Origin of the sequence: Brevibacillus sp. FSL K6-2834 (assembly GCF_038592925.1) — a bacterium.
In the GTDB taxonomy this organism is placed as follows: Bacteria; Bacillota; Bacilli; order Brevibacillales; family Brevibacillaceae; genus Brevibacillus; species Brevibacillus borstelensis.
In genome coordinates, this window is sequence record NZ_CP151945.1 from 5,322,813 (window position 1) to 5,346,166 (window position 23,354).

A 23,354-nucleotide genomic window follows, 5' to 3' on the forward strand; every position below is an offset into this window, starting at 1 on the left:
TTGTTCAAAAGCGGAGTACAACATCGCTTATGCACCGGTCAAAGTCGACGGCTGCTTTTGCCTGCCCCATTTCCAGGCATTGCGTGACATATCCTTCTTCTGCGTGGTACTCCCGACCAATGAGGTTTCCGTCAAAAAACATATGCAAACGATGTTTCCAAAGCAAGCGGGTCATGGTAAACACCTCTTTTTTAAACTTATTTGTATATTAAGTATATTTTAGAGGTGTTATTTTGTAAACATTTTTGTTTATAAAGTTACAAAAAGACTTTGCCGGGTCGTGACAGCCATTGGCCACTGCTTGAACCTGTAGAATCGATGCCCCATATGCAAAAAACAGAAAACCCCTTGCTTTCACAAGAGGTTTTAACCAAGCTTCTCGCCGAACAGCCACTTGGATGGCAGCATCCGGGAGGTTCCGTATTTGGCTTTGAAATTCATCAGAGAAATGGCCATGCGTTCATTTCTGCACCTGCCCGCTTACCCTTTCAAATTCTCCGGGTTTAATCCTTGCAGTTCAGGCAGTACAAACAATCCGTCTTTGCGAATCAGCACGTCATCAAACCAGATTTCACCGCCGCCGTACTCAGGGCGCTGAATGTTGACCATATCCCAATGCACCTGGCTGCGGTTGCCGTTGTCCGCGTTTTCATAGGCGCGGCCGGGAGTAAAGTGAAAGCTGCCAGCGATCTTTTCGTCAAACAGAATATCGTTCATCGGGTGGAGGATATATGGGTTTACCCCGATGGCAAACTCGCCGATATAACGCGCTCCCTCGTCACTGTCCAGGATTTCACCCAGCCGCTTGGTGTTATTGGCGGTTGCCTCTATGATTTTCCCGTTTTCAAAGGTCAGCTTGACGTTTTCAAAGCGGGTGCCCATATACGATGTCGCTGCGTTAAAGGAAATCGTTCCATTGACCGAATCACGCACAGGCGCCGTATATATCTCCCCGTCCGGGATATTGAACTCCCCTGCACAGATGATGCTTGGAATTCCCTTGATGGAAAACGTCAAATCTGTCCCCGGTCCGGTCAATCTCACCTTGTCTGTTCTCTCCATCCGCTCTTTGAGCGGCAGGAAAGCTTCGTGCATCTTTTGATAATTCACCGAACAGACGTCAAAGTAAAAGTCCTCAAATGCTTCCGTCGACATATTGGCGCTTTGGGCCATGGACGGGGTCGGGTAGTTGAGCAGTGTCCAGCGCACGTTGGAAACGATGTAATCATTGAGCGGCTGCACCACTTTATGATGGGCGCGGCGGCGATCTACGGGAACATCAGCGGACTCGCTGTCATTCGTCGGACCGTTGATCACAATGTAGGCCTGGATGTCTTTGAATTTGGGCTCATTCCATTTGAGCATGTACGACGCTCGTTCCTCATCCGTCCCCATCATCAGCTCCCGCTCGATAGACGGATCGATGATCTGGACAAACGGATACGCTCCCTTGGCATACGCCTGTTTAACCAATTCCTTTGCCAGCGGGTGCCCTTCTCCTCGAATTTCTATCAACAAGCATTCCTTCTCCTGCAAACGAACAGAGTGATTCAGCAGGTTTTCCGCCAGCTTGACTATGCGTGGGTCCAGCATCCCATCTCCTCCTGCACCATAGTTTGATAAAAATAACTTTACCGAACTGGCAGATATTTTTCAATTAGTGCCTGGATGCTTTTTCCTGCTGCTTCCAGATCGGCGGCATCTACGCACTCGTGGATTTCTGTTACGTAATCCCTTTGCTTGTTTTGGTACCTAGGATCGTAGTAATGGACCAGCAGCGACGCGATCGCCTGGCGATAATCACCGGCTTGCAGAGCCTCCGTCAACAGCTTTGCCTGCGCGGTAGGAATGCGGCGGGCGATTTTTAGATAGGCGTCTTTTATTTTTTCCGCAAAATCCGGTCTCCAGGAAAAGGGAGTCACGTATTCATCATAAAGACGCTGAACCCGCACCTCCAGAGGAGCCGTCAACAAAATGTGGACAGCTTGCTCCTTGGCTTGGAGCAAAAACGGCGGGAGCAGCGCATTGCCGATCCGCCGGCTTTCCGCTTCCATGACAAAGTACGGCGCATCCTTCAGCCTTCGCAGCGTTTCAAACAAACGCGCGTCAAACATCTTCTGATTCGCCGGCTTTCCTTTGCCGATGTGCCCAAATACCGATCCGCGATGGCCTGCCATTCGCTCCAGGTCGAGGACAGGCAAGCCGGATGCCTCCAAATGGCGCAGCAGCTCTGTTTTCCCGACTCCTGTCATGCCGTGCAAAAGGAAGACCGGCCGATTCAGCTCATACGGCTCTATGGTGCCAACCACATGCTTGCGGTACGCACGATAGCCTCCGATCAGTCGGCGGACCGGGACACCGGCAAACGTGGAGAAGGTCGCCATCGCCCTGCTGCGCATCCCGCCCCGCCAGCAAAAAATCACCGGCGGTTCCCCCGTCTCCTCTCCCCTTTGCCGGATGGCTTCCATCAGCGTCTCCATTTTGGGAGAGACAATTTGCATGCCGAGCCACTGAGCCGCTGCTTGTCCCTCACGCTTATAGGCAGTTCCGACCTGTGCGCGTTCACTATCACTAAACAATGGAATATTGACCGCTCCCGGGATCGTGTCGCGGGCAAATTCCCCGGGGGAACGGACATCGATCAGATTGGCGTATCCCCGATGCAGCATCTCTTCTACGGTTATATCTTGCAATGTCATGTCACCCTTGCTTCTGGTATCCTGAATGTATCAGCTTGTTTGTTTTTTCTATCTTATCATTATTCCTCGCTGGTCAGGAGGTCATAACATGTCTGGAACCATCAAGCTTACTGCTCTTACCCAAAAGGGAGGCTGCGGCTGCAAGATCAGCCCTGACGCCCTTTCGTCTGTACTCAAAAATCTGCCCAAGCCTGCAGAGCGCGATCCGCGTCTCTTGGTCGGCGTGGAGACTTCGGACGATGCCGGCGTCTACCAACTGACTGACGATTTGGCTATCGTACAGACGCTCGATTTTTTCACCCCGATCGTGGATGATCCGTACTGGTTCGGCCAGATCGCTGCTGCCAATGCGATCAGCGATGTTTTTGCCATGGGCGGAAAACCGTTGACGGTCATGAACATCGTCGGCTTTCCCATTCACAAGCTGGACCCTTCGATTCTGACGGACATCCTGCGCGGCGCCGCTGAAAAGGTCGCAGAGGCGGGTGCCGTGCTCGTCGGCGGCCACTCCATCGACGATCAGGAGCCAAAATTCGGTCTTGCGGTTACCGGTACCATCCACCCTTCCCGCGTGCTGACCAACGCCGGGGCCAAGCCGGGTGACGTGCTGATCCTGACCAAGCCGATCGGTGTGGGTATCCAAACGACCGCGATCAAGCGCGAAGCTCTTTCTCCGGAGAAGACAGAGCTGGTCATGGAAATCATGGCTAGGCTGAACAAGCGGGCCGCTGAATGCATGCACGATTTTCCCGTGCACGCCTGCACGGATGTGACCGGCTTTGGCCTCATGGGGCATGCGCTGGAAATGGCGGAAGGCAGCAAGGTCGGCATCCGCATCCGCCAGTCACAAGTGCCCGTCTTGCCTGGTACCCGCGAGCTGGCTGAACAGGGCATCGTCCCGGGCGGCAGCAAATCCAATTTCCGCTGGGTATCGGACCGCGTCCGTTTCCCGGAAGCATTGGACGAAACAGACCGGCTGATCCTCTGCGACGCCGTCACCTCCGGGGGATTGCTGATCAGCCTGCCTGCTGCTGATGGCGAGCGGCTGCTGCAAACCCTGCATGCAAATGGAGTAGAGTGGGCCCGGATCATCGCGGACGTCGTAGAGGACCATCCAGGTATGATCGAGGTTCACCCGTAGAACAAAAAAATTTTCTTGCATTTTTTCCCGACAGTGGAGTATTCTAGTCAACAAGAGTCAATCTGGCAAAAAATTTTTGAAAGACGGGAGTGTTGGTTCATGTTGCTTTCTGTAGTTTCTACGATTTAGATTGGGGACCTTGTCCAGGGGTCCTCACCCCTGACAAAACCCTATCTGAATGCAAGAAGCTGCAGGATGCCTGAACCCGCTTCCGTCTTTTCTGATATGGGACTTTCGGTTGTAGAATCGAGACCTTTCATTTGTCGATTCTGCGTACGGGATACGTGCCTCTGTTTTCGCGTACCCCAAGACCCCGTCCCAGTATCCCGACCCAGACGCAAAAAGCGCAAGCGGAAGAGGTTTTCACACTCCTCCGTTTGCGCTTTTTTTCATAATCCAAGCCGAACCAGGAGAGAATCAGCCCCTCACAAAGGCGGGGCACCTGCAGATGCGAAACGAGCTTCTTTGAGAGATTGGAGGAAATTTTCATGTATTGGCGTTCTTGGGACCTCAACCTGAAGGTCCGCCTGTTCGGCGAGTTGATTACGCATACGTTTTTCTGGATGTACTTTCCCTTTATGGCCCTATATTTCAGCGATGTTTTCGGCAAGGATGTAGCCGGACTGCTGCTGATGGTTCCTCCGCTGCTCGGCATCGTCGCCAATCTGGCCGGCGGGTATCTGGCAGACCGGATCGGCCGTAGAAAGACCATGCTGATCGCCATTTTTTCATCATCCGTCATGTTTGCACTGTTTGCATTTTCGTCATCTCCATGGATGACTTACGTGGCCTTTATCGGCATTGGGATGGCCGGCTCGATGTATTGGCCCGCCAGCTCTGCCATGGTGGCCGATCTGACAACGGAAGACGAGCGCCGCGTAGTCTTCGCCACCTTTTACACAGCAATGAACATCGGGGTTGTCGCCGGTCCCGTGCTCGGTTCCATCTTCTTTGTCCACTACCGCTTTGAACTGCTGCTCGCCTGTACCATCGTGGAATTTGTCTACGGGGTCTTGCTCTTCTTTTTGATCCGGGAGACGCTTCCTTCTCTCATCGGCAAGGCAGAGGCCGCGCCGGCCAAGCGTTTTTCGCTGAAAGAACAGTTCCGGAGCTATGCGGTCATTTTTACAGACAAACCGTTTGCCATCTACATTCTGGCCGGCATTCTGGTAGCCATCGCCTTCATGCAGCTGGACCTGTACATGGCGCTGTACGTAAAAGAGCACGTGCCCAGTCAGCCGCTGGTCTGGTGGGGAGATTGGTCCTTTTCTATCGGGGGGACATCCGCATTTGGCTGGCTGATGGGATTGAACGGTCTTTTGGTCGTGCTGTTTACCCTGCCTGTCACCCGCTGGTTTCAGCACTGGAGCGACCGGAACAGCCTGATCCTCTCCTCCGTCCTGTACGGCTTTGGCCTGTTCCTGATGGCTTTTACGAACAACATTTGGCTGTTGTTCGGCTGTATGTTCGTACTGACTCTGGGCGAATTGATCCGCACGCCGGTCGTGCAGAGCTTTATCAGCAAATATGCGCCTGAGGACGCCCGGGGTCAGTACATGGGAGCATCATCGCTGCAATTTTCCATCGGCCGGTTTATCGCGCCGCTCGCCATCGGTCTGTCCGAGTGGCTGTCGCCGCTCGGCGTCTTCTCGATTATCTTGGGTATTTCGCTGTTGAGTGCTTTGCTGTATGTGTATATGTTCCGGTTGATACCGGAGGGTGGTGGTATTGAAAGAACATCGGGGTATGGAGGGTAAAAGACGAGCAAAGCAAAGTAGGAATATAATAAGAGATGCCAGGCGTGTCCTGTAAGATGAGGCTACTAGATTAAAACAAGAGGGTTTGTCTTCCGAGGGAGTTAGTCCCTCTTGTTTCTACTTAACTATCTTACCTTGTAAATGGTATCCTTTCTACTTGTCCGAGACAAAGTTAACGACTTGTAATAAACAAATCAAGTAACAAAATGCTAATTGAAAATTATACAATAAATGGTTTATATTGTTGTTTATTACCAATATTATACAATTATAAAATATTTTTTGGAAAGGGTGTTTAGTTCTCTCTTGATGAATATAGTGAATCTGAAAATAAATATAATTTAAGCGATGTTACTTAAGAATATGTTAATTCTCATCCCCGTGAGTACAAAGAAAGAATTCGCAATCTAGACAAAGCAGTATGGAAAAAGGAATTAGTTGCTTTAGCAAAACAAGCAGATAGAATGGAAGAGGCCCAGAAAATAATTGATAGGGATAGAAAAAAAGGAAAACTTAAAGATCAATATGAAATAAAATTTGCTGATGGTACCATTTTTAGAGCTAGTTTTAACACATCTGAAACAGACCCTCAAAGATATAAAGAACTAACAAAAGATCTAGCAGCAGCTCAATTACTACCTCACATTGCTGGTCCGTGGAATTATTCGACATATATTGACACACATACAACTCCTGATAAGTCGGGAAACTATGTCACAGGTCCATCGTGGGAGTTTCAACAAGGTATTAGTTACTCTAGAGTAGCGATAGTCCATCACTTTTATTTAAACAATAACAATACCCCCGGAAATATATTAGATGATGCTGTAAGCACGAATACATCAGCAACTAGTGGTGCCGCAGCAGGTTACGGAGTTGTAGAAATTACAGAAGAGTCTGTAAAAAACCCTTTTACTTATGCCAAAGGGATCTCAAGTTACATTCAATCCTACCAACCAGCGACAGCAAGAGTATCTAAGGCATTTTCTGCTAGTTTTCTGGGATTATCCATTAACGCTGGAGCCTCGGCAAGCTGGAAGCAATACGCAATTAGTGAGGTTGAAGGACCCGGTATTATTTACATGTTTGCCGCTATGTATAAATAAAAGTAGGGGAAACCCCACTTTTATTTAAGGAGGAAACCAATTTAATGAAAACTAAATTATTTTATACTGTACTGTTATTTCTGCTTTTATTAGGATGTCAACCTAAAGAAATAAACACCAGTCCAGAAACGATTAGTTTTACAGATGAAGACCAAGCGCTAATTTCATTTGTTCATCAAAAGACAGACGAAAAAATAGGTTCGAAAGTTGAAGATTTCAAAGTTGTGAAGGTTTCATATATCGAACAATCTGGATTTGGACAATTTATTTTTAATAAGAATGAGGAACGATTTGAAGGTTCATTCTATGCTGAACATAACAAAAACAACTGGGAGATTGTTCATCTGGAAATAGCAAAGATGGATGTTAACTCGCCGTTTACAAAACTGCAAGTAGTAGGAGGCTTGCGAAATAAAGACACTAATTTCCAAATCATTTGCGGAGTAATTAATGACAGCAGGATCAAATCGGTTCAAATTACATACCCAAATAATGAATCTTCCATAATAATGATCGATAATTATAAATACTACTTTGATGTTAGACTCGGTGTTAAAACGTTTTCCACAATCGTAGCGTACGACGAAAACTACAATGAAATCAGCTCTTATTAAAACTTGCTAAAAGGTCTGCTTCCCTTCGGAGGCAGACCTTTTTCAGCGTTCACAAATCTACTTGTTCACCGGAATTTCTTCCGGCAGATAATACTCATCCTGCTCAAACTTTCCTCGCATCCACTTATACGTGTCATCATAGATAGCGCGGATCACAGGATCATCGCTGTTCGCGGCGATCAGCAGCGTTTTCGATCCAAAGTAATAGGCGTGAATATTATTTTTGTCCATTCCGGCTTTGCGCGCCGCAATCAACTGATTGTAGTACAGCTGGTAGAACTTCGGATCGCGGTACATCCGGTCGTCTCCTTCAATCTCAACGTCCATGCTGTACTTTTGCATCACTTCCACCGTTCCCTGGATGCGCTCCAGTGGAACCGGCTTGTCGGTGTAGTAGGTCGGCTGCAGGAACGCATTGTCAAAATACAGGGACTTCCACTCGCTGAGCCCTGGCGCCCCGAAATAAGGAATCCAGTAATATCGCAGCGAATCGTTGTGGACCATGCTGCCCATGTGGCGGATCAGGTCTCGTTCCTTTGGAGCGCCGTCTTCCACCAGCTCGTGGAACCAGTAGATGCCGTCGAGTCGCAGGTACTGGAAGCCAGCCTGATCCCAGCGCTTCTTCAGCTCTCCATAGTACCATTCCAATGCCTGCTTGCGGTTTTGGTACGCTTGCTCCTCGCCCACCTGCTTGGCGTTGAAGGAAAGCGACCCTTTTTTCGGATCGATCACGCCGAAGTCCGTTTGCGCCGAATTGGGGTACGGCAGCGCCAATACGACATTTTCTATCGTCGGCGATGCATACAGCGTTCCCCGCAAGCGGTTGAACTCCCGCATCGCGCTGTTCAGCGCGTCGAGCTGCTGGTTGGAGCGGTACAAATCATCCAAATACTGCTTCCACCTGTCCTTGGTGGCCGGCATGGTCTGGTACGGCAGGAAGAGGATCGTATCAAACATCTGATCCCGCATGTACCCGTCTGTGGTTCGGTAGCCGACCATCGGGAGGAATTCTTCCTTTGTCCAGGTTCCCCGTTCGCCGTGTTCACCGGTATAGGCGAGAAGCATGTTCTCGACTCGGCGAGGCAACGGTTTTACCGCCTGGGGATCGGTCTGGTTGGCAAATGGCAGCAGCACCGGCGGCGCTGCGCTTCCCTTGCCATCCCTGCCCCATACTTCGAGCTGTCTGGCGAAGGCAAACACCTTTACCGGGAAGGATACCCGTACATAGCGGGTCTCCACCTGCGGCAGCGTAACGGCCAGCGTCCGCTCAACTACAGCGTCCTCCGCCTGAGATACATCATGCTTTGCTTTTCCGGCAAAATACCATGCTTTCCCGTCAGGGGACACTTCCACGTCCATCCACTCCGGAATGGTGATTCCTGAGGTTCTTTGATGCTTGAGCGTGAGCGTTACTCTCTCCAGCTGTTTGGCTTCCGGCAGCACAACCGTCACCTTTCGGCCAAATTGGCGATTGTAGCCCGTCCATGTCTCGGAAGGCGTGACCAAGCCGCCGACTGGGCCGGGATATTGTTTTTCGACTTCCTGGAAGAATGCATCTGCCATTCCAAACGTTTTTACGGATGTGAAGCTCCCCGGGGCGAGATTGACCAGCTCGTCCTCCTCGGAAGGCTGATCGACATCGCTGTCGGTGTTTTCGCTATCATTATCGTTGTTTTCGGCATTTTTGCTTTCGGTATCTTTATTTCCAGTATCCATGCTGTCGGTTTCTTTGCTGCCTGTTTCTTTGCTTCCAGTATCCTCGCTTCCGGCAGCTTTGCTGTCGCTACCCTTGCTGCTGGCTTCCTGGCCGCTGCCCGGCTGCGAACCAACCGCTTCATTTTTTTTGCCGTTCTCCGCCTTTTGGGACTGGCTGTCTCCCGCAAGCTCGGATGCTGCCGTGTCGGTTGTACTAGCTTGTTCTTTCTTTTCCGAATCAGGCGTTCCCGTTTTCTCGGATGCCTGTCCATTTTTGGATTCCGCCTGCTTTTCATCCGCATCCGCTTTTTTCGCGGCGTTGCCAGATTCCTTGGCGTCAGCGGCTTGCTTTCCTTCCGCCGTTCCCTTTGCATCCTGTCCTTTTGCCTCGTCTTTCTTCGGCTCGACAGGCGCATTCGTTATTTCCACGGGAATCGTCACTTGTTTGAAACCGACGTTTACCGTCAGTGTGCCTTTCCCGGCAGAGGGACCGGCGACGAAGGTGCCGTCCGGCAAGATCGTACCGAGCTCCGGGTGGTCAAACGCGAAGACCGGGGTAAACGGCAGGGCTCCTCCGCTCGGGCGTGTGACCTCTACGCGCTCGCTGGTGCCAGCCATCACCGTCAGCTTTGTCTTGCTGACGGCAAAATCGACTTTCTCCGCCAGCTGATAACGGGCATTCCAGACGCGCTCCGCGATGACAGCAGCGTCTCCTCTCGTCACCTGTCCCTGTGGACGGAATGCGCCATTGGCTCCCTTCATCCAGCCTTGGGCGGTGACGGATGCTACCGCTTCCCTGGCATAGTCGGCGATTTCATCCTCGTCGTCGTACGCTTCCTTCCCCAGTATTTGCTTCGGACCGCTGCCCGCCTTCCAAAGCCTGTCTAAAATGACGGCCATCTCCTGCCGGGTCAGGGGATCTGCAGCCCCCAGCGTGCCATCGCTGCGTCCGTTCAGCACGCCAAGTTCCGTCAGGCCGTAAATGTACGGCGCATAAGGACTGTTCATCGACACATCCTCGTATTTCTCTTCTCTCGGCAGCTTGGGCTGTACCCCCATCACCTTTGCCAGCAAAACGAACACGTCTTGTCTGGAAATAGCCTCCTGCGGCAGGAACAGATTGTCCTTTTTCCCGCTGATCAGTTGAAGCGACGCCAAATGATTGACCGACTCGCGGGCATAGCTGTTCGTCAGATCGCTAAAGACAATCGCCTGTTCACCAGGCAAGCGCTCCGCCTCTGTCTTTTTGTCCGGCTCAGGGGCGGTGCCGGTCGGAACAGTCGGTCCCGTGGCGGCGGCTGCCGAGGTGGCCATCAATGAAAATGCCAGGAAAGCAGCCATTACCCTCCCTGCAGATCGTCTTACACCCATGTTTTCTCCTCCATTGCGCTTCTTTCTGCTTTGTGTTTGATTTGCTTACGTTACCCCACAAGAGACGTCCCGGTTCCTTTGAACAAACGAATCAATCCGCCGGGGTTTCTGATTTGTTCGGACGGGGCGGCCGCGGTCCAAAGAACTGGTAGTAGTCGACCTTGATATTTCCGTTGTACAGCTTCCGCTTCTTGCTCGCCTTGCGTCCAAAATGCTCCTCAAACTGCTCGTCCGAGGTCAGCATGTAGATGGACCATGTATCCAAGGTCCGCAGAGCCTCCGCCATCTCCCGATACAGGCGGGCGGCTTGCTTCCAGTCTCCGAGCCGTTCGCCGTACGGCGGGTTGCAGATCAGGTAGCCGTACTTTCGCTTGGTGCGGACATTGCGGACGTCCATCTGTTGAAAATGGATGTGCTCATCTACGGCTGCTTCGGCTGCATTCCGTCTCGCGACCCGCAAAATATCCTCGTCAATATCGGTTCCGATAATCTCCAGCGGCTGGTCGTATCTGGCCAGATCATGCGTCTCGGCCCGCGCTTCCCGCCATGCCGTCTTCGGTATCGTCGGCCAGCTTTCCGAAACGAATTCCCGGTTCATACCCGGCGCGATGTTTTGCCCGATCAAAGCCGCTTCGATCGGAATTGTCCCCGAGCCGCACATCGGGTCCATCAACGTCCGGTCCGGCTTCCAGCGTGACAGCAGAATCATCGCCGCCGCCATCGTCTCCTTCAAGGGAGCTGCGCCGATCAGGCTCCGGTAGCCGCGCTTGTGGAGCCCCGGCCCCGTCGTGTCAATCGTCAAGGTCGCGATGTCCTTCAAAAGTGCTACCTCGATTTTGTACAACGGCCCCTTTTCTTCAAACCAATCCTGCTTGTACGTCTTTTTCAGACTTTCCACGACTGCCTTTTTGACGATCGCCTGGCAGTCCGGTACGCTGAACAGCGTTGATTTTACCGATTTTCCTTCGACGGGGAATGTCGCATCTGCCGGTATCCAATCCGACCACGGAAGCGCTTTTGTCTGCTCAAACAGCTCGTCAAACGTCGTCGCCCGAAACTCCCCTATCTTTAGACGCACGCGATCCGCCGTTCGTAACCATAAATTTGTCCGGGGAATCGCGGAAATATCTGCCGTAAACTCAACTTTTCCATTTTCTACTCTGACATCCTGATAGCCCAGTGCCCTAACTTCATCGGCTACCACTGACTCCAGGCCAAATGTCGCCGTTGCGATCAATTCCACTTTTTGCATTCCATAATCTCCTGTCCGTGCGTAAATGGGAGGGTCTTTCCCCCTATACTATATTACCCGATTCTGCTGGTGTATTGGTAATCTTCTACAGGGGCAAACCAAAAAGTCCCGTCCAAACGGAAACGGGACTATGATCGTACGGTATGAAACGGCTCGCATTTGTCTGTTTCTTGGCAATTGGCGGCCTGCGGAGGAACCAATTGATCAGCCTTACAATGCCCGGGCCAGCAAATCCATGATGTGGACCGCTTCCATCTGCCCCTCCAGCCCTGCGCGCATGATGCCTTTTTTCATTTGCAGGAGACAGCCGGGATTGGATGTGACGATTACGCGGGCCTTTGTTTCCTTTACATGCTCCATCTTGCCGTCGAGAATTTGCATCGACATGTCGAAGTTGGTGATGTTGTAAATTCCCGCGGAGCCGCAGCAGCTGTCCGCACCGGTCATTTCAATCAGCTCGACGCCGGGGATGCTCCTCAGTAGCTGGCGCGGCTGGTTGCGAACGCCCTGTCCGTGAGCCAGGTGACAGGAATCCTGATAGGTGACACGGACGTTGAGCGGCTTGGAAAAGGTCAGCGGCGGCAGCTCGGCCAAAAGCTCGTTTGCGTCTCTCACCTTGGAGACAAACGCCATGGCCCGCTCCTTCCACTCGGGATCGTCGTGGAACCAGTGGTGGTACTCCTTCAACGCCGCGCCGCAGCCGCCTGCGTTGTTGACGACGAAGTCCACTCCGGCCCGCTCGAACGCTTCCATGTTGCGCTTGGCAAGCTCGACTGCCCCTTCCTTTTCTCCCGCATGAGCGTGCAGCGCCCCGCAGCATACCTGGTTTTCCACGAAAACGACCTCACAGCCCGCTTTTGTCAAAAGCCTTGCCGTCGCCTGATTCGTCTCGAAAAACATCACGTCCATGATGCAGCCCGTAAACATCCCGATCTTCAGGGCGGCCTTTCCTTCCGCTTTCATTACTTTTTCCCGCTGCTTGCGCTCCCTCGGGGAAGCGATTTTGTCGACCGCTTGCTGCATCTCTGCAAGCTCCCGCGGCAGAATGTTGATCAGCCCGGTCTTGTTGGCCATTGTTTGGAGTCCTGCGCTTTGAGCTGCCCATAGAGCCGTACCCAAGGCTTGCATCCGCTCCGGATAAGGAAATACCTTGTCGAACACGAGCTGGCGAAGAAAAGGCGGTGTGGCTTCGCTTTTTTTGTTGTCCTCGACTACTTCCCGCGCCGTTTCCACGAGACTGCCGTAAGGGACCCCCGCCGGACAAGCCGTCTCGCACGCACGGCAGCCAAGACAGGCGTACATGTTTTTCTCGAATTCCGGGTCTACGGAAAGCTGGCTGGTGGCAACGCCTTTCATGAGAGCGATGCGCCCGCGGGGGCTGTGCGATTCAAGGCCCGTTTCCCGGTAGGTCGGACAGGCCGGCAAGCAAAAACCGCAGTGCATGCAGTTCATGATCTCGTCCATGTTGAATTTCGACAGCAGCTCCTGACTGGTCGTCTTGCTCATCGTTTCACCACCACTCTGCGCCGGCCGCTGCTTGCGAACATTTTGCCGGGATTCATGATGTTGTTCGGGTCAAAAGCGGCTTTGATCCGCTTCATCAGCTCGATGCCGCCCGCACCTACTTTCAGGTCGAGGTAGTTCCTCTTGGCCATCCCTACGCCGTGCTCCCCGGTTATTGTTCCGCCCAGGCGAATCGCGGCGTGAAAAATTTCTTCAAACGCCTGCTCTACCCGGTGGATCTCTTCCTTGTCCCGCTCATCGGTCATGCAGGTGGGGTGCAAATTCCCGTCCCCTGCGTGACCGAACGTACAAATCTGCACCTGGTACTTTTCAGCGATTCGCTCCACTTCTTCGACCATCTCGGCCAAACGGGAGCGGGGCACTGTCGCGTCTTCGAGAATCGTGGTAGGACGCAGCCGGGAAAGCGCCGCCAAAGCTGAACGTCGGGCCGCCAGAAGCTTGGCTCCCTCCTCGGCTGTTTGCGCCAATTTGACTTCGGCCGCCCCCTGCTGCCTGGCGATCTCCGCGATCTGTTCCATATCCCGGACGACCAGCTCCTCCGGCCCGTCCTGCTCGATCAAGAGCATCGACTTCATCTCCAAAGGCAGGCCCAGCTTGGCAAAGTCATCGACGACCTTCATCGTGGACTGATCCAAAAACTCGATCGTCGCCGGAATAATCTTGGAGGCAATCACTGTTTCCACTGTCTTGGCTGCGTCGACGAGGTTGGTATAGTAGGCGACCAGCGTCCGCTTCGTCTCCGGCAGGGGAAGCAGCTTTACCGTAATCTCGGTAATGACGCCGAGTGTACCTTCGGAGCCGACCATCAGTCTCGTCATATCATAGCCGGCCACGTCCTTCATGTTTTTTCCGCCGCAGCGAAGCACTTCTCCGGACGGCAGGACGTATTCCAACCCCAGTATGTAGTCCTTGGTGACCCCGTATTTCAGTCCTCTCATCCCGCCTGCGCACTGGGCCATGTTTCCGCCGACAGTGGATATCCGCATACTCCCCGGATCGGGCGGATAAAACAGGCCCTCCGCTTCGACTGCCTGATGCAGGTCGGCAGTCACGACACCGGGTCCCAGCGTTGCCGTCAGGTTTTGCTTGTCGATTTCGTAAATGCGGTTGAACCGGTTCATATTCATGACGATGCCGCCCTCGACAGGGATTGTCCCCCCTGCAAGGTTCGTCCCCGAGCCGCGTGGTATGATCGGTATGCCGTGAACGTTTGCCAGCCTAAGCACAGCCGACACCTCTTCTACGCTGCCCGGCATCACCACCGCATCCGGCATGGCTTGGTGGATGGGCGTCGCGTCATAGGAATACGCGTACAGTTCATTCGGCGTGTCGAGCAAATATTTTTCTCCTACAATCGCTGACAGCTTTTTGCGAATTTCTGTATCCAGCATGTCTAATCCCCCGTTTTAGTGATCAGGTCATCTGATGACTTTTGTCAAATAGTAACGCTTGGCAAGTAGAAACACCAAGTCTCCAGCCGTTGTCCATCAGGCAGCGAACGCCGATACTGCCTGGCTTGCTTCTGAAAAACCCTTGCTACATACCAGTTTATCATATATACCTAAATATTGAATCTATTTTAAAGAATCACAAAGTCAATTTTTGATACTTTGCTCTCGTCTTCACTCATCTGATGACTATACGACTGAATATTCCCAAAATATAGTTTCGAGACAGCTTCCAGCATCCAGCCATGCTCTCCTCGAAAAAAGATGTGACGGAAGCAAACCAACTATACGCGGCTGTGATCTTTTTCCGCATCGACACTGTTTTACTAGACAAACCTGAGGCAGATGCTTCGGGGGTTCCCGTATAGTAAAATGATTTCAGCACAAGGTAAAGGGTGGAAGCACATTGCCAATTCAGCAAATATCCAACAAAAAGATATATGAAGCCGTCACCGACGAGCTAAAGCAAATGATAATGGAGGGGCAGGTAAAGCCCGGGGATAAACTGGATTCCGTGCAGGCTTTGGCGGAAAAATTCCAGGTCGGACGATCTGCGGTCAGAGAAGCATTGAGCGCCCTGCAGGCGATGGGCCTGGTGGATATAAAGCAAGGCGAGGGCACCTTTATCCGCAAGTTTGAAACGTCCAGCCTGACCGCTCCCCTCTCTACCATCCTGATGGGTTCCGAAGACATTCTGGAGCTATTGGAAGTCCGCAAAATCCTGGAGGTCGGGAGTGCCGGTCTGGCTGCGCGAAAATGGGAAGAAGACGACCTGGCTGCGCTCAAACAGGCATTGGATGACATGAGGGCAGGCACCGATTCGGAAGAGGCGAGCGAACAGGCCGACATCGACTTTCACCAGGCGATCGCGCGGGCCAGTCACAACCGGCTGTTGATCGACATGATGAAGACGATCTCCGGAGCCATGACGAAGAGCATGCGGAACACCCGCAAAATGTGGCTGTTTGGCGAGAGGGCGAGCACGGAAAGACTGTACGAGGAACACGTCTTGATCTACATGGCAATCCGCGAACGCGACGCCTTGATGGCGCAGCAGAGAATGCTCCACCATTTGCTGAAAGTCGAGGATGTGCTGCTAAACCGCCTGGAGCTTGGCAACGACGAGTAGCACGCAGACGCTCTGAGGCAGGACGCAGAAGACAGACGCTTTGAAACAGAACGGGGAAAACAGACTGGAGGGATATACGAAAATGCCGGAGCTGCCGGAAATGGAGACCTATCGCAGACTGCTGCAGGAGCGTTTAACCGGACAGGCGATTACAGATGTCAGCGTGCAGCGGGAGAAAACGATCAATATACCCGCAGCGGCCTTTGAAGAGCATGTGAAAGGCACTGCTTTTTCCACGGTCGAACGCAGAGGAAAGCACATCTTGTTCCGGCTGCAATCGGGCCGTGTTTTGTTGCTGCATCTCATGCTCGGCGGTTTTCTGTACTGGGGGACCGCGGAGGACAAGCTCGACCGGACTGCCCAGATGACGATCTCAGTGGGACGGCACGTTCTCTACTTTCACGGGCTGCGCCTCGGGTACTTGCATCTGCTGACGCAGGAAGAAGCGGAAAACCGGTTGGCGAAGCTCGGTCCCGAGCCGCTCGACCCCCTGTTTACCGCAGAGCAGTTTACCCGCTTGATACAGAAAAAGCGCGGCGTTCTGAAAGCCGCGCTGGTCGATCAGCATGTGCTTGCCGGCATTGGCAACTGTTATGCCGACGAGCTTTGTCATCACGCAGGGATCTTGCCGCTCCGCCGCATCCCTTCCCTCCAGCCGGAAGAGGAAAAACGGCTGTTTCACTCGCTGCAGGCTGTCCTCCACGATGCCTTGGAGCACGGCGGCTACATGGAAACGCCGTTTTTCCGCGGAGACGGTCTGACGGGCGGCTACAATGAACACTGCCGCGTCTATGATCGCGGAGGCGAGCCGTGCCCCCGTTGCGCTCATCCGATTACACAGGACGTATGGTCATCCCGCAAAGTGTTCTACTGCACAGGCTGTCAGCAATGAAAAAGCCAGTCAGCCTTTTCTCTCCATCTGACGGGTCATGAATACCTGCTCATTGCCTGATGGGGCAAATCCCGCTTCCTCCAGTACCCGAAGAACCGTTTCCTGTGAGGCCGGGAAATTAAAGGTTCCCCTACGGCACGTATAGTCAAGCGGCCCGTAGGCATGGGCGAGCGCAAAACGAACGATGTCCTCCGCATCCGCTCGGTCAGGGTGATAAGCACACTGACGCAAGGTGATCGCAGCCAGCTTTCCTTCCTCGTCGAAGGTCCGTTTGTACAAGGCGTAGCCAAGCGTCTCGCCCAGGGCATCCTCCACAAATACAGCCTCACCGTCGCGGAGGCTTTGCCACTGATTCTGCCAGGGAATGCTCGCCGGGGAAAAGGAAAGCGAAGCGGACTCCTGCGGAATTCCCCTGCGAATCCGGTACGGAAGCGAGGCCGGATCGCCGAACGGATGCGCGCTGGCAAACGCTTCATTATGCTGCCAGAACAAGAGCTTGTCAACCACTTCATAGCCGAGCTGCCGGTACAGCGAGATCGCCTTGTCGTTTTGACTGACTGCCTCCAAAGTGGCCACCTCCACCTCCGCTTCCCGGTACAGGGCAAGTGTGGCTTCCATCAAGCTTTTGCCCAAGCCCTGACGCCGGTACTCTGTCGCTACTCCGGTGCCGCCGTTCCAGGCCACCTTTTTTCCGCCAATCGTTCTCACACCGCTCGCCACAACCCCCACCGGCGCTCCGTCTGCAAAGGCAACGACGGAAAGGGAAGCAGCATACCCTTCGGTTCCCAGCCTTTGAATCATGTTTTCCACCGTCATATTGACAGGGAAAAAGTACCCCTCAAATCCTCTGTTCCAGGCCTCGGTAATTTCAGACAACGTACACTCCGGAAAACGCTTGATGGAAATCGTGGACACGGGTAATCACTCTCCGTCTTTTTTATAAAAAGCTCGACTTCACCCATCCTTCGGCGAGATTTGCATGGATGCAGGAAGCAAGGAGTGGAATGGTCTTGGTTCGACAAAAAAATTTTAATCAATAAATTCGCAAGATTCAATCGTTTTGTTTTGGTTTCGATCATCCTGGCCATATCGCTTCACTCGAAAAGAAAACCTCTTGTTTACGTGGCTGAAGAAGGAAGAAAGCTGTGTCAGCCTACTCTTCCTTCTTGCTGTTCAGCTTCTCATCGATCTCGGAAAGTTCGTCCAGCACTTCCGTCCCGAACCAATCCGTCAGCTTGCCGCGGGCCTTTCCTTTGACATCGTCGTCAATATAGACAGCGACCATGAGCAAGGCTCCGATCAGCGTTGTCAGGTCATCTCCATATCCCACGACCGGCGTAATATCCGGCACCACATCCAACGGAGTGATGAAGTAGCCCAACGCCCCTAATATGACCGTTTTCGCCCACGCAGGCGTTTTGGGATTTTGCAGGGCGTAATAGAGCAGCAGCGCTACGTAAACTACTTTTCCTCCCGCTTTTTTGGCGAACTTCTTCACTTTGTCCCAAAAGGATTCTTCCGTGTACACCTTCGTATAATTATCGGACATGCTCTCGCCTCCAATAGTCATCTATCTTGGATAGTAAAAGTATCGTAGTACGTTTCCGGCATAGAAAGCAAGCGGGAGGTAGTACCTGTATTGCTTGAGTGCTTGCAGTGTTTGCAGTGTTTGCAGTGTTTGCAGTGTTTGCATTGCCTGCATTGCCTGCATTGCCTGTATTGCCTGTATTGCCTGTATTGCCTGTATTGCTTACAGTAACTGCAATGTCTGCCCCTCCTGTCTCTTAACCGCACCTGCATGGTAAGATAAAGAAAGATGCTGTCAGGCTTGGCCGCTCAACAAATCAGCCTTTTCCTTTGACAGCCGCGAATCCACGTAAATGAGGGAACATCATGGAGAAATCGTCCAAAATCATACTGTTTGCAGGAGGAAATCTGGGCAGTTGGGCTTTGGAAGAAATAGACGAGGATGCCTTTTTGGTCGGAGTCGACCGAGGAGCGTTATTTTTGATACAAAACGAGAGACGTCCCCATCTGTCCATCGGGGACTTCGACTCGGTCACACCCGATGAGCGGGAGATCATCTGCCAAAACAGCGAGGAAATGCGTTCCTGCGACCCGGTCATGAAGGACTTGACTGATACGGAGATGGGCCTTCTCTGGGCGCTGGAGCAGCAGCCGGCTGAGATCGTTCTCGTCGGAGCGTTGGGCTCCCGGTTCGACCATACGCTTGCCAATGTTCACTTGCTGTCAAAAGGGCTGAAGGCTGGCGTGCCCTGCCGGATCGTGGACGAAAAAAACGAGATCATGCTCGTCACCGACCGAATCACCCTGCGGAAAAGCCGGTATTCCCACGTCTCCCTGCTGCCGCTCACAGAGACGGTCAGCGGAATCACCCTATCCGGCTTTCAGTACCCGCTGGACAAGGCGACTCTGCGGATGGGCGACACGCTGGGCATAAGCAACGTACTGGTTTCGGAAACCGGAACGGTTTCGATCGAGGCCGGTTGCCTGATTGTGATTCAGAGCATGGATTAGACAGTGAATCTCTCTGGCTGCGGGGAGAAGCTTTTTTTCTACTTTCAAAAAGCGGCTGCGGTGGAGAGAAGCCTGTTTCCACTCTCCGCTCCGGTCTTCGTCCCGCAAAGAAGCTGGGACTGTCCGCTCCGCAATGCTCCCGAGGGAATCGCAAAACGACGCGCAGCTGCGAAGTGTATTCATAGGTTGCGATTCTGCTTCCTCGGGATCATTGCGGAGCTGGGCCGGACTTCGCTAGTCGCTCCGACTGGAAACAGGCTTCTCTGGCGAGCGGGATTTGCTTCTCCCAGCTTTAAAGAGCATGTGGGATCGTTCAAAGGTGTCTAAGGTTCACCTGTCAGTAGGTTGGCTTCTAATTGACTACGGATTTCGAGCAAAAAGTCATGACCACAACTCTGGCTAAAAACCTCCGCAAGCATTTATCAGCAACTGACTTCATGTTGTTTAAGGCCCACGACAAGCCTGATCTCAGCAATCTGACGGATGTTCATTTATACGAGCTTCCTTGCAAACCAGCCTCTCTAAAAACAGTTCGGGCGTATGTCCGAACGGTTTTTTACGAGAAAACCAACAGATGTAGAGATGAAAAAGGAGAAAACCGCGAAGGTCTTTGGGACACCTCCCAGGCGGAATGGAAAAAGCAAAACACGCTTTTAGCGTCCAACTCTGAAACGCTCCATCGAGCAGTCTGCTTTTGGACGCGGTTTTGCTTTTGGAATGGAGCCGGCCAGTCCAGCCCCTTCGCAGTGTCCCACCGAACCTTGAGCTGTTTTCTCCTTTTTCATCTCCTCCACTAGAGCCGGTCCAACCACAAAAAAGAAAAGCGACTGCGTTTGAAGAGAAGCCTGTTACCGCTCCCCGCTCCGGCCTACGTCCTCCAGAGGAACGGTGCCTACCTGCATACTCACATCATTCATGGCTCGCTCATTTTCTAAAGCTTACGACCGAGCCGCAGTCGCCTCTTCCAGCTCCGCCTGCAAAGGAAGCTGCCAATCGATCTCCTGCATTCCCTGCGAACGCAAAAACTGGTTGGTCCGCGAAAAGGGGCGGCTGCCAAAGAATCCGCGATTGGACGAAAACGGGCTTGGATGCGGAGACGCAATGATGAAATGCTTGTTCGTATCAATAAATGACGCCTTTTCCTGCGCATGCCGTCCCCACAGAATAAACACCAGCGGCGTTTCCCGGTCGTTCAAAGCGGCGATCACCCGGTCCGTAAAAATTTCCCAGCCTTTGCCTTTATGAGAGTTGGGATTTCCTCCCCGTACCGTCAACACCGTGTTGAGCAGCAGCACGCCCTGCTTGGCCCAATTGACCAAATACCCGTGCTGCGGGATCGTACAGCCCAAGTCGCTTTGAAGCTCCTTGTAAATATTTTGCAAGGACGGCGGCGTCGCTACCCCCGGCTTGACAGAAAAACTGAGTCCATGTGCCTGACCAGGACCGTGATACGGGTCCTGGCCGAGGATGACGACCTTGGCTTCCCGATATGGTGTGAGGTGAAGCGCATTGAATATATCGTACATGTCAGGATAGATTGCCTGGCTCTGGTATTCTGTTTTCAAAAATTCACGAAGCTGGATGTAGTATGGCTTTTCAAACTCGTCCGCCAATATCTCAGCCCAATCGTTCCGCAAAATAGACATGCTAGACACCTGCCTTTTCTCAGTAAAGCTTTCCCTCTATCATACCTTCTTCTCATTTGCTAGAAAAGAGACCGGGAAATCATCCCGCCATCAGACGGGCCTTCTTTCCTTGCCTGCCCGGGAAAACCATCCCCCTGCTAGGACCAACGCAGAGGGAACAGAATGCCTTTTTCCCGGTTTCTGGGCGTTCGCTCCTATGACCCTTGCTTGATAGCTTGGTCCTATGTTTTTTGTCATAATATCCCTTGGAATTCATTCATAGAAATAGAGATGGGAAAGAGGGTTTTTCATGAAGTGGGATGTGAAGTCATTTGTTGGGGGAATTGTCGTGGGATCAGCACTGTTCTCCGGACTGGCCTTGGCGGCACCAGCGTACCCGGATTCAAGCGAGATCAACAAGACACCGTTCACCTATTATTTTGACGGAGTGCCAAAATCACCAGCGATGGACGTACAAGGAATATTGTACAAAAATTCAGTCTATGTACCCATCCGTTTTGTCGCGGAAAATCTCGGCAAGTCAGTCATTTACGACGGAAAAACCAAATCGATCTATCTCGGCAAGCTTCCTGCCGGGAAAATGTATTCCAAAATGGAAGCCGTCGAGCTGGTCAAAAAGAAATTCGCGGGCAGCCTGACACCGCAGCATATCGTCGAATACGATCATGACGACGAAAAAGGGCACTACGTCATCCAGATATACCAGACCGTAGTGAACAACTTCCAATCCGGCGACAGCTACACGAGCACGTATGGATGGTTTGTCGTCAATCCGAATACGGGTGAAATTCGTTCATTGCTTCAATAGCGACAGCATTCATTTTTACGTTTGGCCAAAGTCGCCTTCTGTCCGTTTATTTGGCGCTTGGCAGGCAAACCATGCAATGTCGCAGGAGTTTGTACCGGTCTTTTATTGACATAATCGACCATTCATGCAGAAAGCAGCGGCCCCAAAAGGGACGCTGCTTTTTTGCGACCCCAAGGCTGCTTTTCCCGGGGCTGGCGCTCGTAGAATAGGCCAAGACTGAGGTGACTGACAAGCATACACTCCGCCGAACCACAGTCAAATCAGCCTGTGCTTCTCCAGCTTTCGGTAAAGCGTGGACAGGCTGATTTGCAGCTCCTCCGCAATCCTCGTCTTGTCGCCCCCCCATTTGGGCGAGCGAAAATACTGCTGCAAAATATCTCGCTCATACATGGCTACCATATCCTCCAGGCTTCCGCTGGCCGCCTCGCCTCCCGTCTGTTCAGATACTGCCGGCAGCTCAAGCTGCGCCAGGTATTCCGGCAAGTCGCCAGCTCCGATCACCGTATCCTCGGCCATATTGACCATGTATTCGATCGCGTTCTCCAGTTGTCTGATGTTTCCCGGCCAATCATAGCCTTTCAACCGTTCCATCACGTCCAGATCGACCTCTATTCGACCTTTTTGCAGGAGGGCTCCATACTTGTTCAAAAAATGGTGAATGTAGAGCGGAATGTCCGCCCGCCGCTCCCGAAGAGGCTGCAGCCGAAGCGGAATGACGTTTAGCCGGTAGTACAAATCCTCCCGAAACGCACCTTCCCTCACCATGCTTTCCAAATCCCGATGTGTCGCCGCGATGACCCGCACGTCCACAGCGACAGGCTTGACGCTGCCTACGCGGTCCACCGTCCGCTCTTGCAGCACGCGAAGCAGCTTGGGCTGGAGCGAAAGCGGAATATCTCCGACCTCGTCAAGAAAAATCGTGCCCTTGTGCGCCAGCTCGAATTTCCCCGGCTTTCCCTCTCGTCTCGAACCGGTAAAAGCTCCTCCCTCGTAGCCAAACAGCTCGCTCTCCAGGAGGGTTTCCGGAATCGCCGCGCAGTTTACAGCTATAAATGGATGCGCAGCGCGGTTGCCTTCGCTGTGAATCGCACGCGCCAACAGCTCCTTGCCCGTCCCGCTTTCACCGCGAATCAGCACTGTAGAGAGGCTGTCTTTCACCTTTTTCGCTTTGCGGATGACCTCCTGCAAGCCGGTTTCCGCTCCGATCAGCTGGGCGAAATAGACGGCCTGGGCAGGGTCATAGGGCAATTCCTCCTGGATATTGCAGCCTTGTCTGCGCTCTTCCTCCAGCTCCAGCAGCTTGTGCACGATCAGAGCACTGGTATGGTGCAAAAACGTCATCAGCTTTTCCGAATGCTGCAGCATCTTCTCTTTTTGCTCGGGCAAAAAACCGATGAGGCCGATCACACCAACGGTCTTTTCCCGTTTGTGAACCGGAAACCCGATCGTCGCGAGCTCCCTGCACTGCAGCAGAAACTTGCAGTTCATGCACTGGGATTCGTTCTTCTTCATGTCGTAAATGATACCCGGCTGCCCGGTCTGCAAAATCATCCGAAAAAACGAACCTTCCGGGGCTGGCAAACCGATCAGGTCCCGGTAATCTCCGGTTCCGCTGACCCGGATGCCCTGTTCATCCAGAATAGTGACATCAAGCCCCAGCACCTCCGCAATATTATCCGCGTACCCCTGAATAAATGTGCGGATGCGAGAAAATTCCGTCATGCCCCGACCTCC

19 protein-coding genes are annotated in these 23,354 nt (G+C 52.6%); 8 read left to right on the forward strand and 11 right to left on the reverse strand.

Translation table 11 applies throughout. From position 1 onward, the window contains the following. Nucleotides 1-4: 4 nt before the first annotated feature. From NST96_RS25765 to mnmH, 3 genes are all read right to left on the reverse strand, one after another. Complete coding sequence (locus NST96_RS25765) at nucleotides 5-175, reverse strand: hypothetical protein (RefSeq protein WP_170208343.1); 171 nt, start codon at nucleotides 173-175, stop codon at nucleotides 5-7. Nucleotides 176-480: 305 nt separating this feature from the next. After that, nucleotides 481-1,593, reverse strand: a complete 1,113-nt coding sequence (locus NST96_RS25770; protein ID WP_003388501.1) for an aminopeptidase — start codon at nucleotides 1,591-1,593, stop codon at nucleotides 481-483. A 38-nt stretch (nucleotides 1,594-1,631) separates the two neighbouring features. Continuing rightward, the gene (gene mnmH, locus NST96_RS25775) at nucleotides 1,632-2,699 is read right to left on the reverse strand and encodes a tRNA 2-selenouridine(34) synthase MnmH (RefSeq protein ID WP_051567358.1); all 1,068 of its coding nucleotides are present in this window, start codon (nucleotides 2,697-2,699) and stop codon (nucleotides 1,632-1,634) included. 88 nt (nucleotides 2,700-2,787) lie between these two features. Between mnmH and selD the strand changes: the two genes are divergently transcribed. The 4 genes from selD (at nucleotide 2,788) to NST96_RS25795 (ending at nucleotide 7,317) form a co-directional block, all read left to right on the forward strand. After that, entirely contained in the window at nucleotides 2,788-3,840 is a 1,053-nt protein-coding gene (gene selD / locus NST96_RS25780) for a selenide, water dikinase SelD (RefSeq protein WP_003388503.1), read from the forward strand. Nucleotides 3,841-4,328: 488 nt separating this feature from the next. Then, nucleotides 4,329-5,597, forward strand: a complete 1,269-nt coding sequence (locus NST96_RS25785) for an MFS transporter (RefSeq protein ID WP_122957966.1) — start codon at nucleotides 4,329-4,331, stop codon at nucleotides 5,595-5,597. A gap of 464 nt (nucleotides 5,598-6,061) precedes the next feature. Beyond that, the gene (locus tag NST96_RS25790; RefSeq protein ID WP_342405020.1) at nucleotides 6,062-6,703 is read left to right on the forward strand and encodes a hypothetical protein; all 642 of its coding nucleotides are present in this window, start codon (nucleotides 6,062-6,064) and stop codon (nucleotides 6,701-6,703) included. A gap of 44 nt (nucleotides 6,704-6,747) precedes the next feature. Next, complete coding sequence (locus NST96_RS25795) at nucleotides 6,748-7,317, forward strand: hypothetical protein (RefSeq protein WP_024983728.1); 570 nt, start codon at nucleotides 6,748-6,750, stop codon at nucleotides 7,315-7,317. Nucleotides 7,318-7,374: 57 nt separating this feature from the next. Here the strand turns inward: NST96_RS25795 and NST96_RS25800 are convergent, their stop codons facing one another. The 4 genes from NST96_RS25800 to NST96_RS25815 form a co-directional block, all read right to left on the reverse strand. After that, nucleotides 7,375-10,383, reverse strand: coding sequence for a DUF4855 domain-containing protein (locus NST96_RS25800; RefSeq protein ID WP_327927113.1), 3,009 nt, complete (start codon nucleotides 10,381-10,383; stop codon nucleotides 7,375-7,377). A 91-nt stretch (nucleotides 10,384-10,474) separates the two neighbouring features. Further along, nucleotides 10,475-11,635: a class I SAM-dependent RNA methyltransferase gene (locus NST96_RS25805; protein ID WP_031932561.1), complete on the reverse strand. Its 1,161-nt coding sequence runs from the start codon at nucleotides 11,633-11,635 to the stop codon at nucleotides 10,475-10,477. A gap of 210 nt (nucleotides 11,636-11,845) precedes the next feature. Further along, the gene (locus tag NST96_RS25810; protein WP_031932560.1) at nucleotides 11,846-13,141 is read right to left on the reverse strand and encodes a (Fe-S)-binding protein; all 1,296 of its coding nucleotides are present in this window, start codon (nucleotides 13,139-13,141) and stop codon (nucleotides 11,846-11,848) included. Continuing rightward, nucleotides 13,138-14,550: an FAD-linked oxidase C-terminal domain-containing protein gene (locus NST96_RS25815; protein ID WP_327927115.1), complete on the reverse strand. Its 1,413-nt coding sequence runs from the start codon at nucleotides 14,548-14,550 to the stop codon at nucleotides 13,138-13,140. Before NST96_RS25815 ends, NST96_RS25810 begins: the two co-directional genes overlap by 4 nt. Nucleotides 14,551-15,013: 463 nt before the next feature. On the opposite strand from NST96_RS25815, the gene NST96_RS25820 reads away from it, so the two are divergent. Next, complete coding sequence (locus NST96_RS25820; RefSeq protein WP_338463147.1) at nucleotides 15,014-15,736, forward strand: FadR/GntR family transcriptional regulator; 723 nt, start codon at nucleotides 15,014-15,016, stop codon at nucleotides 15,734-15,736. Nucleotides 15,737-15,818: 82 nt separating this feature from the next. Continuing rightward, on the forward strand, nucleotides 15,819-16,628 hold the full coding sequence (gene mutM / locus NST96_RS25825; protein WP_035989650.1) for a bifunctional DNA-formamidopyrimidine glycosylase/DNA-(apurinic or apyrimidinic site) lyase: 810 nt from the start codon (nucleotides 15,819-15,821) through the stop codon (nucleotides 16,626-16,628). 9 nt (nucleotides 16,629-16,637) lie between these two features. Here the strand turns inward: mutM and NST96_RS25830 are convergent, their stop codons facing one another. Together NST96_RS25830 and NST96_RS25835 are read right to left on the reverse strand one after the other, a co-directional pair. After that, a complete protein-coding gene (locus tag NST96_RS25830; protein WP_003388517.1) occupies nucleotides 16,638-17,543 on the reverse strand; it encodes a GNAT family N-acetyltransferase in 906 nt (301 codons plus the stop codon). Between the two features lie 238 nt (nucleotides 17,544-17,781). Further along, nucleotides 17,782-18,177, reverse strand: coding sequence for a DUF1232 domain-containing protein (locus NST96_RS25835; RefSeq protein WP_003388518.1), 396 nt, complete (start codon nucleotides 18,175-18,177; stop codon nucleotides 17,782-17,784). 344 nt (nucleotides 18,178-18,521) lie between these two features. Between NST96_RS25835 and NST96_RS25840 the strand changes: the two genes are divergently transcribed. Then, nucleotides 18,522-19,166 carry a thiamine diphosphokinase gene (locus tag NST96_RS25840; RefSeq protein ID WP_003388519.1) on the forward strand — a complete coding sequence of 215 codons (645 nt, stop codon included), beginning with the start codon at nucleotides 18,522-18,524 and terminating at the stop codon, nucleotides 19,164-19,166. Nucleotides 19,167-20,104: 938 nt separating this feature from the next. Here the strand turns inward: NST96_RS25840 and NST96_RS25845 are convergent. After that, nucleotides 20,105-20,812: a uracil-DNA glycosylase gene (locus NST96_RS25845; protein WP_342405026.1), complete on the reverse strand. Its 708-nt coding sequence runs from the start codon at nucleotides 20,810-20,812 to the stop codon at nucleotides 20,105-20,107. 289 nt (nucleotides 20,813-21,101) lie between these two features. Here NST96_RS25845 and NST96_RS25850 point away from each other — a divergent pair, with 289 nt between their 5' ends. Continuing rightward, nucleotides 21,102-21,620, forward strand: coding sequence for a stalk domain-containing protein (locus NST96_RS25850; protein WP_003388522.1), 519 nt, complete (start codon nucleotides 21,102-21,104; stop codon nucleotides 21,618-21,620). Nucleotides 21,621-21,875: 255 nt separating this feature from the next. Here NST96_RS25850 and NST96_RS25855 read toward each other — a convergent pair whose 3' ends face one another. Further along, nucleotides 21,876-23,342 carry a sigma 54-interacting transcriptional regulator gene (locus NST96_RS25855; protein WP_003388523.1) on the reverse strand — a complete coding sequence of 489 codons (1,467 nt, stop codon included), beginning with the start codon at nucleotides 23,340-23,342 and terminating at the stop codon, nucleotides 21,876-21,878. Nucleotides 23,343-23,354: the final 12 nt, after the last annotated feature.

Excerpts from the sequence above, each read along its gene's own strand:
- NST96_RS25765 (WP_170208343.1), bottom strand. The coding sequence starts at position 175 with ATGACCCGCTTGCTTTGGAAACATCGTTTGCATATGTTTTTTGACGGA.
- NST96_RS25770 (WP_003388501.1), bottom strand. The coding sequence starts at position 1,593 with ATGCTGGACCCACGCATAGTCAAGCTGGCGGAAAACCTGCTGAATCAC.
- mnmH (WP_051567358.1), bottom strand. The coding sequence starts at position 2,699 with ATGACATTGCAAGATATAACCGTAGAAGAGATGCTGCATCGGGGATAC.
- selD (WP_003388503.1), top strand. The coding sequence starts at position 2,788 with ATGTCTGGAACCATCAAGCTTACTGCTCTTACCCAAAAGGGAGGCTGC.
- NST96_RS25785 (WP_122957966.1), top strand. The coding sequence starts at position 4,329 with ATGTATTGGCGTTCTTGGGACCTCAACCTGAAGGTCCGCCTGTTCGGC.
- NST96_RS25790 (WP_342405020.1), top strand. The coding sequence starts at position 6,062 with ATGGAAGAGGCCCAGAAAATAATTGATAGGGATAGAAAAAAAGGAAAA.
- NST96_RS25795 (WP_024983728.1), top strand. The coding sequence starts at position 6,748 with ATGAAAACTAAATTATTTTATACTGTACTGTTATTTCTGCTTTTATTA.
- NST96_RS25800 (WP_327927113.1), bottom strand. The coding sequence starts at position 10,383 with ATGGGTGTAAGACGATCTGCAGGGAGGGTAATGGCTGCTTTCCTGGCA.
- NST96_RS25805 (WP_031932561.1), bottom strand. The coding sequence starts at position 11,635 with ATGCAAAAAGTGGAATTGATCGCAACGGCGACATTTGGCCTGGAGTCA.
- NST96_RS25810 (WP_031932560.1), bottom strand. The coding sequence starts at position 13,141 with ATGAGCAAGACGACCAGTCAGGAGCTGCTGTCGAAATTCAACATGGAC.
- NST96_RS25815 (WP_327927115.1), bottom strand. The coding sequence starts at position 14,550 with ATGCTGGATACAGAAATTCGCAAAAAGCTGTCAGCGATTGTAGGAGAA.
- mutM (WP_035989650.1), top strand. The coding sequence starts at position 15,819 with ATGCCGGAGCTGCCGGAAATGGAGACCTATCGCAGACTGCTGCAGGAG.
- NST96_RS25835 (WP_003388518.1), bottom strand. The coding sequence starts at position 18,177 with ATGTCCGATAATTATACGAAGGTGTACACGGAAGAATCCTTTTGGGAC.
- NST96_RS25840 (WP_003388519.1), top strand. The coding sequence starts at position 18,522 with ATGGAGAAATCGTCCAAAATCATACTGTTTGCAGGAGGAAATCTGGGC.
- NST96_RS25845 (WP_342405026.1), bottom strand. The coding sequence starts at position 20,812 with ATGTCTATTTTGCGGAACGATTGGGCTGAGATATTGGCGGACGAGTTT.
- NST96_RS25850 (WP_003388522.1), top strand. The coding sequence starts at position 21,102 with ATGAAGTGGGATGTGAAGTCATTTGTTGGGGGAATTGTCGTGGGATCA.
- NST96_RS25855 (WP_003388523.1), bottom strand. The coding sequence starts at position 23,342 with ATGACGGAATTTTCTCGCATCCGCACATTTATTCAGGGGTACGCGGAT.